At 45.9% G+C, this 13,983-nt stretch carries 13 protein-coding genes; all 13 read right to left on the bottom strand.

The genetic code is table 11. The annotated features are described in order from the left end of the window. Positions 1 to 71 precede the first annotated feature (71 nt). Positions 72 to 284 carry a YlzJ-like family protein gene (locus JOE49_RS15675; RefSeq protein WP_023988229.1) on the bottom strand — a complete coding sequence of 71 codons (213 nt, stop codon included), beginning with the start codon at positions 282 to 284 and terminating at the stop codon, positions 72 to 74. After that, positions 281 to 1,129 carry a ClpP family protease gene (locus JOE49_RS15670; RefSeq protein WP_209941795.1) on the bottom strand — a complete coding sequence of 283 codons (849 nt, stop codon included), beginning with the start codon at positions 1,127 to 1,129 and terminating at the stop codon, positions 281 to 283. Before JOE49_RS15670 ends, JOE49_RS15675 begins: the two co-directional genes overlap by 4 nt. Positions 1,130 to 1,358: 229 nt before the next feature. After that, positions 1,359 to 3,038 (bottom strand): ribonuclease J, encoded by a 1,680-nt coding sequence (locus JOE49_RS15665; RefSeq protein WP_013309942.1) that lies wholly within the window; start codon positions 3,036 to 3,038, stop codon positions 1,359 to 1,361. Between the two features lie 350 nt (positions 3,039 to 3,388). Next, positions 3,389 to 4,270: a 4-hydroxy-tetrahydrodipicolinate synthase gene (gene dapA, locus JOE49_RS15660; RefSeq protein ID WP_069080939.1), complete on the bottom strand. Its 882-nt coding sequence runs from the start codon at positions 4,268 to 4,270 to the stop codon at positions 3,389 to 3,391. 39 nt (positions 4,271 to 4,309) lie between these two features. After that, complete coding sequence (gene dapG, locus JOE49_RS15655) at positions 4,310 to 5,527, bottom strand: aspartate kinase (protein WP_013309940.1); 1,218 nt, start codon at positions 5,525 to 5,527, stop codon at positions 4,310 to 4,312. Positions 5,528 to 5,550: 23 nt separating this feature from the next. Then, positions 5,551 to 6,588 carry an aspartate-semialdehyde dehydrogenase gene (locus JOE49_RS15650; RefSeq protein WP_013309939.1) on the bottom strand — a complete coding sequence of 346 codons (1,038 nt, stop codon included), beginning with the start codon at positions 6,586 to 6,588 and terminating at the stop codon, positions 5,551 to 5,553. Between the two features lie 134 nt (positions 6,589 to 6,722). Next, on the bottom strand, positions 6,723 to 7,316 hold the full coding sequence (locus JOE49_RS15645) for a dipicolinate synthase subunit B (RefSeq protein ID WP_209941793.1): 594 nt from the start codon (positions 7,314 to 7,316) through the stop codon (positions 6,723 to 6,725). Next, positions 7,313 to 8,212: a dipicolinate synthase subunit DpsA gene (gene dpsA, locus JOE49_RS15640; RefSeq protein WP_028542709.1), complete on the bottom strand. Its 900-nt coding sequence runs from the start codon at positions 8,210 to 8,212 to the stop codon at positions 7,313 to 7,315. The genes JOE49_RS15645 and dpsA overlap by 4 nt, the downstream gene beginning before the upstream one ends. A 184-nt stretch (positions 8,213 to 8,396) precedes the next feature. After that, positions 8,397 to 8,843: a dUTP diphosphatase gene (gene dut, locus JOE49_RS15635; RefSeq protein WP_013309936.1), complete on the bottom strand. Its 447-nt coding sequence runs from the start codon at positions 8,841 to 8,843 to the stop codon at positions 8,397 to 8,399. Then, the gene (locus JOE49_RS15630; protein ID WP_023988223.1) at positions 8,821 to 10,086 is read right to left on the bottom strand and encodes a M16 family metallopeptidase; all 1,266 of its coding nucleotides are present in this window, start codon (positions 10,084 to 10,086) and stop codon (positions 8,821 to 8,823) included. Before JOE49_RS15630 ends, dut begins: the two co-directional genes overlap by 23 nt. A 66-nt stretch (positions 10,087 to 10,152) precedes the next feature. Continuing rightward, positions 10,153 to 11,157 carry a polysaccharide deacetylase family protein gene (locus tag JOE49_RS15625; RefSeq protein WP_177235812.1) on the bottom strand — a complete coding sequence of 335 codons (1,005 nt, stop codon included), beginning with the start codon at positions 11,155 to 11,157 and terminating at the stop codon, positions 10,153 to 10,155. A gap of 220 nt (positions 11,158 to 11,377) precedes the next feature. Continuing rightward, on the bottom strand, positions 11,378 to 13,480 hold the full coding sequence (pnp, locus tag JOE49_RS15620) for a polyribonucleotide nucleotidyltransferase (RefSeq protein WP_023988221.1): 2,103 nt from the start codon (positions 13,478 to 13,480) through the stop codon (positions 11,378 to 11,380). Positions 13,481 to 13,694: 214 nt separating this feature from the next. Beyond that, entirely contained in the window at positions 13,695 to 13,964 is a 270-nt protein-coding gene (gene rpsO, locus JOE49_RS15615; protein WP_007430074.1) for a 30S ribosomal protein S15, read from the bottom strand. Positions 13,965 to 13,983: the final 19 nt, after the last annotated feature.

The following is a 13,983-nucleotide window of genomic DNA, read 5'->3' as shown; positions in this document are numbered from 1 at the left end:
CGTCACCCGGTATCCGCACATATGTTCTTTTTCAGCAGTAAATGACCTATTTCTATACTATTCGACACCTTCTACGACCACTCGATAACTTGACCTGGTCCATAACGCGGATTCAGGTAGGCTTCCAGCGGACAGTCCAACAACCGTACAATGATCCCCCGACGACTTTCAAGCGGCTGTACCTGCATAAGTAGACCATCTACCCGAACCTCTGCAAGCTCCTCAGCCTCTTTCCACATCCCTTGCCATACCATTTCCATTGGCATTACAGTATATAGTGTCATTGAGGTAGCTCCCCGCTATGCTCCCCTGACAGTGTCTCTGTAGGAGTTCCTGTGGCACTGGGAGAAAAAGGAGCATACGGAGCCTGCTGTTGGATCCCAGCGATCCCGTTTTGCTGACGCCGCGTTTCAATAATGGTGTTCAGCTGTTGTAAAGCCTCTCCGATGCCTCCAACCGCGTCCATCAATCCATACTTCACTGCATCCGCTCCCCCAACCGCTGTACCAATATCGCGGTTTAACTCACCGGTTTTAAACATCAGTTCCTTAAACTGCTCTTCTGTAATACGAGAATGAGAAACGACGAAGCGTACAACACGTTCCTGCATTTTTTCCATGTATTCAAAAGTTTGTGGTACTCCAATGACCAGACCGTTCATACGAATGGGATGAATGGTCATCGTCGCACTCTCCGCAATGTAGGAATAAGTGGAAGACACAGCAATGGGCACCCCGATGCTATGCCCCCCACCTATGACAATAGTCACCGTTGGTTTACTCATCGATGCGATCATTTCAGCAATAGCCAGTCCTGCCTCTACATCACCACCAACTGTATTCAGCAAAATCATTAATCCTTCGATACGAGGATTTTGTTCTGCCGCTACCAACTGGGGAATAATGTGCTCATATTTTGTCGTTTTGTTTTGAGGCGGTAAAATGAGATGCCCTTCAATCTGACCGATAATCGTCATGCAAAAAATATTGGACTCGCCTCCAGGCATGGAGGTTTGACCCAGTTGCTGCAAAGCCTCCATAGCAGGTAAAGAGGGTCTTTGCCCAATTTCAGGTTGATCTGGCGCTTCCGTTTCCTCGTTGCCAGATGTTAGATTGCTGTATTGTTCCATATGGGTGATCTTCCTTTCGCTTTACGCATCTATATGACCCGTATTCACCCTATAGTATGGGATGGAAATGGAATATTTTATACCCGACTCCATGCTTTTCCTTGTCCCGCAAAATCAAAAAAGCCTCTCCTCCCGCGGAAACCGTCCAATATTTCCTGCGGGAAGAGAGGCGACTGTGTGCCTGTGACTTAAGTTTTTAATTCAGGTTTTTGAACAAATTTCAATTGAATCACACTTCCATTATAATTGGCAGGATCATCGGTCTGCGACGAGTTTGCTCATACAAGAAGCGACCTAGTGCATCCTTGACATTTGTCTTGAGGGAAGCCCATTCATTTACATTTTCACTCATGAGCTTATGCAGTGTACTTGAGACAATACGATTTGCTTCATCCAGTAGACCTTCCGATTCACGGACATATACGAAACCGCGGGAAATGATATCTGGGCCTGATTTAATCGTTCCGTCTTGCTTGCTCAGCGTGACAACCACCACCAAAATACCGTCCTGTGACAGCAATTTGCGGTCGCGCAATACGATATTTCCTACATCCCCTACGCCTAGTCCATCGATCAGTACGTTACCTGCTGTAACTTTACCAGCTCTGCGTGCTCCGCCATTCTGAATTTCAATGACTTCACCGATATCCGTGATGAAGATATTTTCAGGCTCTATACCTACACCTTCAGCAAGAAGAGCGTGACGACGTTGCATTCTAAACTCACCATGAATTGGTAAGAAGAACTTTGGTTTCATCAGATTCAGCATCAGCTTGAGTTCTTCCTGGCTTCCGTGTCCAGAAACGTGGATACCTGGATTAGCTGCGCTGTAATATACATTGGCACCCAGACGGAACAGTTCATCAATTGTGCGTCCAACGTATTTTTCATTACCCGGTACCGGAGTAGCTGCGATGATGACTGAATCCCCTGGAAGAATGTCAACCTTTCGATGTGTGGAACGAGCCATTCTTGTCAAAGCGGACATCGGTTCACCCTGACTGCCTGTGCAGAGAATAACCACACGATCCGCTGACATTTTGCCAACTTCTTCAGGCTCAATCAGCATTCCATCTGGAATTTCCAAATAGCCCAAGTCCGAAGCAATACCTACGACATTAACCATGCTTCGACCAATAACTGTTACTTTACGTCCCGTAGCTTCAGCAGCATTAATTACCTGCTGAATACGATGTACGTTAGAAGCAAAAGTGGCTACGACCACACGCTGTCTCGACTTGCGGAAAATGTCTTCCAGGACAATACCAACGCTCTTTTCCGAAGGTGTAAAGCCCGGTTTCTCGGCATTTGTACTGTCTGACAAAAGAGCCAGTACACCACGTGTGCCAATTTCAGCCATACGCTGCAAATCTGCATATTGTCCGTTCACCGGAGTATGGTCAAATTTGAAGTCACCTGTATGAACAACAGCGCCTTCAGGAGTATCAATACATACACCTACAGAATCCGGAATACTATGGTTGGTTCTGAAGAAAGTTGCTTTTAGTGTGGAACCCAGCTTGATTTCGGAATCAGCATTGATCAAAATACGTTTGGTTTCACCAAGCAGATTCGCTTCCTTCAGCTTGTTTTCCACCAATCCCAGCGTCAATTTGGTACCATATACTGGTACATTCAAATGTTTCAACACGTAAGGCAAACCGCCGATATGGTCCTCGTGACCATGAGTCAGCACAATGCCTCTTACTTTGTCGCGGTTCTCTGTAAGGTAGGAAATATCAGGAATAACGATATCAATGCCCAGCATGTCCTCTTCCGGGAATTTCAGACCGGAATCCACCACGACAATGTCATTGCCGTATTGAACGACATACATATTTTTCCCGATTTCACCGACGCCGCCCAAAGCGAAAATCATCAATTTATCGTTGTTTGTTTTTTTAGACAAATGAATCTAAACCTCCTATGGTAGTTGGACGTCGTACCTTGATTTGTTTATTTAATTTTCAAAAAAATACCGCACCCAGTCACTTGACCCCATTATACATGATTAAAATAAGAAAAAACAAGTCATCCTGTTCGTTACGCTAGGTTTCCCATTGCCGTCTGAAACCATTAGTATCTGTCATTTTATCTACATGCATGGTTAAAAGCACAGCAAAAAGGACGTCCTATAAGAACGCCCTTCACGCTGGAGAACCTTGTCAGACAATAAACTCTATCGGTTTTGTACCTACCGACTGCCCTTAACAAGGATACTCCTTAGTATTAATTAACAGCTTACATTCCTATTTCTCTTTAGCGGGTAAATAATTTCTTAATAAATTCCGCTTCATCCTCAGTTGGAGGAATGAGTGGCAACCGAACCGAACCTACCTTAATCCCCCGTAATTCCAATGCATATTTTACTGCCACCGGATTAGGCAGAGGATGAGGACAGCCAAACAAACCCTTGAAAATCGGGAACAACTGCTGATGCAACTTGGCTGCCTCCTGCGAGTGTCCTCCTACAAGTGAATCGATCATCTGCTTCATTTCAGCACCTACCACATGACTCGCTACGCTGATAATACCATAAGCACCTACAGCCATAGCAGGCAACCCAGAAGCATCATCCCCGGAATAAACCAGAAAGCCTTCTGGCGCTGCCGCTGCAATCTGTGTGACCTGCGCAAGTGATGCACATTCTTTGGTTCCCACAATGTTCGGAATTTGTGCAAGACGCAGCGTTGTTTCAGCTGTTAGACTCGCTCCAGTACGGCTTGGAACATTATACAGTATAGCTGGAAGGGATGTGGAGTTTGCAATACTTTCGAAATGCTGATACATCCCTTCCTGATTCGGTTTATTATAATATGGTACTACGAGTAGAACACCATCTGCTCCTGCCTGCTCCGCGGCACGGGTTAGATGAATAGAGTGACGCGTATTGTTGCTTCCAGTCCCGGCAATAATTTTACATCTTCCAGCTGCTTTTTCTACAACAAATGCAAACAACTTGATTTTTTCATCATCGCTCAGGGTAGGAGACTCCCCTGTTGTTCCAGATACAACAAGTGACTCTGAGTGCTGTTCTTCTATTAAGTAATCAATCAACGAGGACAATGCAGTCCAGTCAATCTCTCCTTGCTGATCAAAAGGTGTCACCATTGCGGTAATCAATCTGCCGAAGTTCACCATGCTGCCTCCTTTTTGCAAGTCCGAGCACGGACAATGCACCTATTGATGGAGTTCAAATTTATTATGCAATGCGCGTACAGCCTGCACCATATCTTCTTTTTTAACAAGTACCCAGATCGTCGTGTTGGAATCTGCGGATTGAAGGATCTGTACGTCTGATTCTGCCAATGCCTCCACAATCGTCGCCATAATGCCCGGTACCCCGTTGATACCACCGCCTATGACAGAAACTTTAGCACACCCGGCCAGTATCTTAGGTTCTAGACCCAAACCGTTCAATACTTCAACCGCTTTGCTTCCATCATGATCGAACACAGTATAAACTGCCCCCGATGGAGTTACGTTAATAAAGTCAACGCTGATTCCATGTTCAGCCATAGATTTGAATACTTGTAATTGCAAGTGCTCCAAACCCGGCTTTAATTCAACATTAATCTGAGTGACATTGCCGACATACGCAATACCGGTCACGAAACGGTCTACGATGTCTGCCTGCACGTCTTTAAAGCCTTCCGGGTGGGTAACTAACGTACCTTCTCCTTCGGAGAAGGTAGAGCGAACACGGACCGGGATATTAGCCTGCATGGCGATTTCAACAGCACGAGGATGGATAACCTTTGCTCCCTGATGAGCCATATTGCAAATCTCCGTATAGCTAACATGTGTAAGTGGCTTTGCATTTTCCACAATGCGCGGATCGGCGGTTAATATACCATTCACATCCGTATAAATATCGACCATATCCGCATGTAGAGCAGCACCCAGAGCAGTAGCTGACGTATCGCTGCCGCCCCGACCCAAGGTGGTCATATCACCGTCTGCTGTTTGTCCCTGAAAACCTGTCACAATGACAACTCTGCCTTGGTTCAACTCTTCAACAACACGGTCTGGCTTTATATCCAAAATACGAGCATTGCCGTATTGATCATCCGTAATAAAGCCCGCCTGTGCCCCAGTTAGCACCGTAGCAGGAATACCTTCCTTCTCCATCAGGCTGCATAATGTAGCAGCAGAAATGATTTCACCACAGCACAGCAGTAAATCCCGCTCGCGCTTCGGAAGACTGTCGCCGTTAGACGCCGCCCAATCCAGCAGCGTGTCGGTGGCATAAGGCTCTCCTTTTCTCCCCATGGCCGACACAACAACAACCAATTGAAGATTTTGTTCCAGCTCCCGCTTCACATGTGCCAGCACAAGTTGACGTGCTTCAGGTGTGGACAGCGAGGTTCCCCCAAATTTTTGCACCAAAATACCCATTATTCTTCCCCCATATCGGAACGTTACTCCGCGTTTGCAGCAATAATTTCCGCGATTTGCACCGCGTTCCATGCCGCTCCTTTGAGCAGATTATCGGATACAACCCACAAATTCAATCCACGGCTATTGCCCAAATCACGGCGTACACGCCCCACAAATACGTCAGGTTTTCCAGCAGCTTCGGATGCCAGTGGATAAAGCTGAGCAGCAGGATCGTCCACTAGCGTTACTCCCGGTGCCGAAGCCAGCAGATTGCGGATTTCTTCTAAATCATAATCTTTTTTAAGTTCTACATATACAGATTCCGAGTGACCGTATACAACAGGAATACGTACACACGTTGCTGTTACGTCCACAGATTCGTCACCCAGTATTTTTTTCGTTTCACGTACCATTTTCATTTCTTCCAGTGTATAACCATTGTCCTGGAATTTATCGATTTGCGGGATAGCATTGAAAGCAATCTGATGCTTTACTGGCAACGAGCCTACTGGCAACAGATCAGGCTGAACTTCATCACCGTTAAGAATCGCTGCGCTTTGACGATTCAATTCATCAATAGCTCGGCTTCCAGCCCCGGAAACGGCCTGGTATGTGGATACTATGATACGAGAAATGCCATACTGATCATATAATGGTTTCAAAGCAGCTACCATCTGAATGGTGGAGCAGTTCGGGTTCGCAATAATTCCTTGATGCTCGGCAATTTTGTCGCTATTCACCTCAGGCACTACAAGAGGAGCTGTCGGATCCATTCGGAATGCATTGGTGTTGTCAATGCAAACCGCCCCATGACGAACAGCATGCGGCGCCAATTCCTTACTTACGTCTCCACCTGCACTAAACAAAGCAATGTCGATTCCTTCAAAGCTGTCGGGGGTAGCAATCTCTACTGGAATTTGCTGACCTTTAAAGCTAATTAACGTGCCGGCAGAACGAGGCGAAGAAAGAAATTTGATTTTGTCCACAGGAAAATCCCGTTTTTCCAGCAGATTTACGATCTGTTCTCCTACAGCGCCTGTTGCTCCAACGACAGCTACATTAAACTTTCTATTGCTCATCTGGTGTATCTCCCCTTCTCGACTAAAAAACCATTTTTTATTCTGAAAGCATCCACCGCCAACAAGAAATTAGACTCGATACAATATCGAATCATCTTCTAGGCGAGGGATGCTCAGCAGTTAACTATAGTACTTCATGGGGTCTTGCGTTCCACAATCATCGGCTGAAGCTGTTTACCTTGCAATGCTTCATAAGCAGCCTCGGGAATCAACTCCATGTTAGCTACAAGCGAGTTCGGCTTTTTAACTGGATTGTCCTGTCCGAACGGCACAAAAAAGATATTTTTGGCTACGAGTAATTTGGCGATATTGGCAGCATTTAGACCCAGTCCATCATTAGTAGATATGGCTAAAAGAAGTGGACGACCGTTGCGCAATTGCGCCTTGGCAGCCATCAAAACCGGACTGTCTGTCATCGCATTCGCTAACTTACTCATTGAATTCCCCGTCAAAGGTGCAATCACCAGCACATCGAGTATTTGGGAGGGACCCAGTGGCTCAGCCTCCACAATTGTAGAAATGATATCATTCCCTGTTATATCTTTCAACTGTTTTTGCCAACTTTGCGAAGTACCAAAGCGAGTATCCGTTGTTAGTACTGTATTGGATATAATAGGAATGACCTTCGCACCCTCATCAACAAAGCACTGTATAACAGGCATTACCTCTTCAAATGTGCAATGTGAGCCTGTAATTGCATAACCTACTGTTTTCCCTTGCCAACTCATTGTGCATCCCCCCGATCAGGATTATCTTCCATTAACAACTGCACCAGCGTATTCGCTATAATGGCACCAGCAGTTTTGGGAGCAACAATACCGGGAAGACCAGGGGCAAGCATAGCCTTGATTCCACGCTTTTCCGCATAACGGAAATCACATCCGCCCGGGGCGGAAGCAAGATCTATAATCACGGTGCTCAATGGCAATTTAGACAGGATTTGCGCTGTGATAATCATAGAGGGTATCGTATTAAAAATCAAGTCAACTCCCTTTGTCTCTTGCGCTAAATCCCTTGTCATAAAAGGCTTCCAACCCATTTCCACGGCTCTCGCTGCATCCTCTGCCCGCCGTACTCCAACCTTCACTCTGGCTCCCAACCCCTGTAGTGCCCTTGCCATGGTAAATCCAGTCCGTCCCATGCCTAGAACCATACAATCTGCACCGTGAATCGTAAAATCGGTATGCTGAATGGCCATCATCAGTGCGCCTTCGGCCGTAGGTATAGAGTTGTATATGGCCACATCATCTCTCTCCAGCAGCTCTACCAGCTTTAACTCATGTCTGGTACAAATTTCTTTTAAGTACGTCCGCGCCATCCCTGTATATACAACACAATGCGGTGGAAGAGCAGCAGCATGCTCATTCAGAAACTGGAGCTTCTGTGCTCCAAAAAGTGCATTTACGTTGCCTTCCTCATCGCATCCCACCACCGGCAAAATCAGTGCGTCTGACGATTCCAGCAGCTTGACAGACATTGGTTCTAGTGTCACTCCTTTGAGTGGTACTTCAAGCTTGTCAAAACCGACCACACTGACGGTAGCATCCATGTCCACACATTTGCGGATTACCTCAAGCTGCCTCGCATCGCCACCCAAAACAACGACGCGTATTCCTGTTAGCATCCGGATCACTCCTTTCCGAGACACGATATGCTTTTAGTCTATGCGAGTGCCCGGAGAGGGGTGAAAAAACACAAAAAAAAGCCGCCCCTTTATGAGGCGACCTTTATTTGCATGCTTACTCTTAAGCAAGAAATTTGAAGATTTTACAAAATAGACATTCGTACATCGCAAACCAACCATAACCTCAGCGTCCTGTATGGCCAAAGCCTCCAGCACCACGCACTGTTTCAGATAATTGGTCTACTTGTTTCAGCTCTACCTCAGGTACAACCTGAAATACCATTTGTGCAATTCGCTCATTGCGCGTAATCGTGAACGATTCCTCGCCCAAATTAATAAGAAGTACCTTAATCTCCCCACGATAATCCGCATCAATCGTTCCCGGTGTATTGAGACAAGTAATACCATGCTTAAGAGCCAGTCCACTTCGCGGACGGATCTGTGCCTCCAATCCCGCTGGCATAGCTATTGCAAATCCAGTTGGAACGAGGCAACGTTTGCCGGGTTCCAGTACCAGATTTTCCTGTACTGCTGCATACAAGTCAAACCCTGATGCAAGCTCTGACATTTTGCGGGGCAGCTCAATATCTTCATTGCCCGCGAGTCTGTTAATTTCCACGTAAGTTAACAAAATAGTCCCTCCTCATATCCTTTACCGCTGAATCACTCGCTCCCACCATCGACAGGGCAAACGGCTCCGAGAACATCCGATCCAGCACTTTATTCACATCATTTGCCGTCACTTGCTCGATATGCTCGATCATTTGATCCAGCGTATAATGCTGACCAAGCATCAATTCATTTTTTCCAAGCCGATTCATCCGGCTACCTGTACTTTCAAGGCTTAAAATCAAACTTCCTTTTAATTGCTCCTTACCTTTACGAAGCTCATTAGCGTCCAAACCGTTGACAGCCACATCTCGTAAAAGCTCCAGCGTCAAATCCAGCACGTCCTTTGTTTGCTTAGGAGCCGTACCTGCATAGATCGTGAACATACCACTGTCCGCATGGGAGCTATGATAGGAATAGACCGAATAAGCCAGTCCACGCTTTTCCCGAATTTCTTGAAACAAACGTGAACTCATGCCGCCGCCGATCGCGTTATTCAGCAAAACCATAGCATACTGGAGTTCGTCACCCGTTGCAAATCCAGGCAGGGATAAACAAATATGATTTTGCTCCGTTGCTTTCTCATGATACAACAGCTCACCGTTAAACGCAGGTACTGTCAGCGGCGAAACGGTTCCATGATTATCAAAATGTCCAAAATGTCGCTCCAACAATTCTACCAAGCGATCATCAACATTACCAGCCACACTGATAACTGTATTGTCGATTGTATAATGCTCCCTCATATAATGGCTGAGATGTGAGCTATCCATAGCAAGCAGGTGATCTTCGGTTCCGAGAATCGGATAAGCCAAAGGATGTTCACCATAGGCCGCGCGAGATACAAGATCATGCACCATATCATCCGGTGTATCCTCGTACATGGAGATTTCCTCCAAAATCACATTCTTCTCTTTTGCCAATTCTTCCTGATCTAGTTTGGAATTAAAAAACATATCAGACAGCACATCAACTGCGATCGGTAGATGCTCATCCAACACCTTGGCATAATAGCATGTATATTCCTTCGAAGTGAAAGCATTAACATTTCCTCCGATGGCATCGAATTGCTCAGCGATTTCCTTAGCGTTAAAACGCTCTGTTCCTTTGAAAAGCATGTGTTCGATAAAATGAGAAATACCGCTATTGTCCGGCGTTTCATTTCGGGAGCCGGTTTTAACCCAGATACCGAAAGAAACAGAACGCACGGTTGGAATTTTTTCAATGACCACTCTTAGGCCGTTTTTGAGTTGAATTCTTTCCACGATTGGCCCTCCTAAACTGAATTGCATACTTAGCCATAATGTTCAATCCTAACAGAAAAAAGACGTTCACTCAACCGGAGCAGGTAGCTGTCGATCAGGGGAAAGTGTCTGACTGACAGTTCCGAGCACAAGTCCCTTACTACGAATGGCATGGATCATGCCTTTGAGAGCAGCCGCTGAGGAATCTGTTGGGTGCATTAATATCAGTGTGCCTGATTCAACCTTACTACTGATTTTGTTAATCACCGATTCCGGTGACGGATGTTTCCAATCTACAGTGTCCAATGTCCACAACACTGTTTTGAGCCCACGTTCTGCTGCTATATCCACCGTTTGCTGATTAAAATCGCCCGATGGAGGGGCAAACCAGTTATTTTTGACGCCCAAAGTTTCTTGAAGAAGCTCTTGTGTCTTTTCAATTTCTTGTGTGGCTCTGGCCCGACTCAGACGGCTCATATTCGGATGAGAGTAAGCATGATTCGAAAGCTCATGTCCTCTTTTTTGAATCTCCTTGGCGAGTTCAGGATTTTTTTTCAGCCAACTTCCATCAAGAAAAAATGTGGCCTTGACCTTTTCCTGATCCAGCGTGTTCAGTATCGGCAGGATAAATTCATTCCCCCATGCTACATTGATCATGAAGGATACCATTGGCTTTTCGGGATTCCCCCTGTAAATTGGAACATTACCAAGCTGATTTAAATGTATTTTAGGTGCCAATTGCCGATATACATATTGAATGGGTCGATCCGGAGATGCAATCGCTTTGCGATAGGTAGCATCCAAATCCACCTCCAGTCCGTTATAGCCTGGAATAGCCTTCCATACCCTGTCGATCTTGGCATCAACTGGTTCCCGCCGCTGACGGGCTGCTTCTGTTCTTAGTCGCTGCATAAGCGCATTATCGGGTAAAGCCGCCATCGCCATCGTTGTTTCAGCTTTAGGCTCCCCAACTCCTGTAGCGTCTCCATTGCGTAATTGATTAGCGAAGTCACGAACCCCGCTAAACTGTCCGATTACCAGTGTGATGGCTAAACTGGCTACCACCCACACTGCTCTTTTCGCCCTACTCATGATTCCTTCATCCTCCCGCCCGTTTGTCCACATTGTATGCGGGGAGGACAAGAACTATGACGCAGTAGCCTCTAGAAGCCTACTTTGGCGCAGCTTGTGCATATGTATGAAAAAAGAGCCAGAAACGTAGCTCTGCCTCTTTCCAAAAGCTTAAACAATGCTATTCAAATCCCTTGTACTGTTGCTACTCCTGCCTTTCTAGTCTGCAACATGCAGGTACCTAGGATTTTGCAGGTGCTTCTGCAGTCAGAACAGCCTTACGGGACAGATTGACACGACCTTGTTGATCAATTTCGGTTACTTTCACCGTAATTGTATCCCCAATAGCAATTACATCTTCAACCTTGGCTACACGTTCAGTAGACAGTTGAGAAATATGAACCAGACCATCTTTGCCCGGTAAAATTTCAACAAATGCACCGAATTTCTCAATCCGTTTTACTGTACCGATGTAAATCTCACCGACCACGACTTCCTTTACGATACCCTCAATAATGGAACGTGCTTTTTCATTCATCTCTTGATTTGTGGAAGCGATGAACACACGACCATCTTGTTCAATATCGATTTTCACGCCGGTTTCTTCGATGATTTTGTTGATGATTTTACCACCAGCTCCAATAACATCACGGATTTTGTCCGGGTTAATGTGCATCGTCATAATTTTTGGAGCATACTGAGACAACTGCTCACGTGGCTTCTGGATCGCTTCCATCATTTTGCTAAGAATGAACAAGCGTCCTTCTTTAGCTTGCTTGAGCGCATCCTGTAAAATCTGGCGGTCAATACCGTTAATTTTAATATCCATTTGAATGGCAGTTACGCCTTCCGCGGTACCAGCAACTTTAAAGTCCATATCGCCCAGGTGGTCTTCCATCCCTTGGATATCAGTCAATACGGAAACATGGTCTCCATCCTTGATCAATCCCATCGCTACACCTGCAACCGGAGCTTTAATCGGTACACCTGCATCCATCATAGCCAGTGTACTTGCACAAATACTAGCTTGTGAAGTCGAACCATTCGATTCCAGTACCTCGGAAACCAAACGGATGGTGTATGGAAATTCAGTTTCGGAAGGAATCACTTTGGAAAGTGCACGTTCACCAAGAGCACCATGTCCGATTTCACGACGGCCTGGCGCACGCAAAGGACGAGCCTCACCTACGCTGAATGGCGGGAAATTGTAATGATGCATGAAGCGTTTTGTTTCTTCCAAATCAATACCGTCCAAAATTTGTACATCACCCAATGCACCAAGTGTACAAATGCTAAGCGCTTGCGTTTGACCGCGTGTAAATAAGCCCGAACCATGAGTACGCGGCAAAATACTAGTGTCGCTTTCAATCGGACGAATTTCGTCAAGCTTACGACCATCAGGACGCACTTTATCATGCGTGATCAGACGACGTACTTCTTCCTTGACGATATCATAGAGAACTTCGCTCACGTCGCTCAAAAGCTCAGGTGTCTCTATGTATTGTGATTCAAAATGAGCAACTGTCTCTTCGTTGACTGCATCAATCGCCTCTTGACGGGCGTGTTTTTCTGCAATTTTAACAGCTTCCATTAAACGTTCAGCTGCATAAGCACGTACTTCACTGTTCACTTTTTCATCAACAGCATGCAGTTTAACCTGCATTTTCTCTTTACCTGCTACTTGCACCAATTGTTCAATGACTGCCACAATGTTCTTAATCTCATCATGACCGAACATAATAGCTTCCAGCATAACTTCCTCTGGAATCTCATTGCCCTCGGCTTCTACCATCATGATAGCATCTTTCGTTCCGGCTACAACCAGGTACAGATCGCTTGCATTCTGCTGTGCAATATCCGGGTTAATCACAAATTGCCCGTCTACACGTCCTACAGCGACTCCACCGATTGGCCCATTAAAAGGTACATCCGAAATGCTAAGTGCTGCCGAGGTTCCGATCATTGCTGCAATTTCAGGTTCGCAATCCTGATCGACACTCATAACCAGGTTCAACACCTGTACATCATTCCGGAAACCTTCCGGGAACAATGGGCGAATTGGACGGTCTGTCAAACGGCTGGACAAAATCGCTTTTTGACTCGGACGTCCTTCACGTTTAATAAATCCGCCAGGAATTTTCCCTACAGCATACAATCTTTCCTCATAGTTTACGGTCAAGGGAAAAAAGTCCAAATCTTTCGGTTCACGGGAAGCGGTCACGGTACAAAGCACAACTGTTTCTCCGTAGCTCACTTTAACTGCCGCATTGGCTTGTTTCGCAAGACGTCCTGTTTCCAGCACCAGCTTTCTTCCGCCGAGCTGCATTTCTACGCGTTGCTCCATGGTATCCCTCCATTTCATTTCATTGTAAAAGTTCTATACATATCCAGTATTTCCTGCGCAGGGCTTATTCATAAGAAGCTAGCAGACAAATCAGGATATGTAATTCAAAAAAAGATTCCTCATTTCAAAAAAGAACCCGGCTGCTGTCCGCCGTCGCCTTAGCAGGGACAAGCGGTGAACAACCAGGCTTCTTTTCTCATTACATGTCTGAAAATTAACGACGCAGTCCGAGACGCTCGATCAACGCACTGTAACGTTTAACATCAGTCTTCTTCAGGTAAGCCAAAAGTTTACGACGCTGACCGACCATTTTCAACAACCCGCGGCGGGAGTGATGGTCTTTCTTGTGCGAACGAAAGTGACTTTGCAAGTTGACGATGTTTTCAGTAAGGATAGCGATTTGTACCTCTGGTGATCCTGTATCGGATTCATGAGTTTTGTACTCCTCGATCAATTGCTGTTTACGCTCTTGAGTCAATGCCATCCTGTTCACCTCCTTCATT

Source organism: Paenibacillus sp. PvR133, assembly GCF_017833155.1.
GTDB lineage: Bacteria > Bacillota > Bacilli > Paenibacillales > Paenibacillaceae > Paenibacillus > Paenibacillus polymyxa_B.
The sequence above is the reverse complement of the archived record's forward strand: the minus strand, read 5'-3'. Positions and strand labels throughout refer to the sequence as shown.

What these genes read in the sequence shown, in the direction of transcription:
- dapG (WP_013309940.1), bottom strand. Translation starts at nt 5,527, where the DNA reads ATGGGTATTTTGGTGCAAAAATTTGGGGGAACCTCGCTGTCCACACCT.
- JOE49_RS15675 (WP_023988229.1), bottom strand. Translation starts at nt 284, where the DNA reads ATGACACTATATACTGTAATGCCAATGGAAATGGTATGGCAAGGGATG.
- JOE49_RS15625 (WP_177235812.1), bottom strand. Translation starts at nt 11,157, where the DNA reads ATGAGTAGGGCGAAAAGAGCAGTGTGGGTGGTAGCCAGTTTAGCCATC.
- dapA (WP_069080939.1), bottom strand. Translation starts at nt 4,270, where the DNA reads ATGGTGAACTTCGGCAGATTGATTACCGCAATGGTGACACCTTTTGAT.
- dpsA (WP_028542709.1), bottom strand. Translation starts at nt 8,212, where the DNA reads ATGCTAACAGGAATACGCGTCGTTGTTTTGGGTGGCGATGCGAGGCAG.
- JOE49_RS15645 (WP_209941793.1), bottom strand. Translation starts at nt 7,316, where the DNA reads ATGAGTTGGCAAGGGAAAACAGTAGGTTATGCAATTACAGGCTCACAT.
- pnp (WP_023988221.1), bottom strand. Translation starts at nt 13,480, where the DNA reads ATGGAGCAACGCGTAGAAATGCAGCTCGGCGGAAGAAAGCTGGTGCTG.
- JOE49_RS15670 (WP_209941795.1), bottom strand. Translation starts at nt 1,129, where the DNA reads ATGGAACAATACAGCAATCTAACATCTGGCAACGAGGAAACGGAAGCG.
- rpsO (WP_007430074.1), bottom strand. Translation starts at nt 13,964, where the DNA reads ATGGCATTGACTCAAGAGCGTAAACAGCAATTGATCGAGGAGTACAAA.
- JOE49_RS15650 (WP_013309939.1), bottom strand. Translation starts at nt 6,588, where the DNA reads ATGAGCAATAGAAAGTTTAATGTAGCTGTCGTTGGAGCAACAGGCGCT.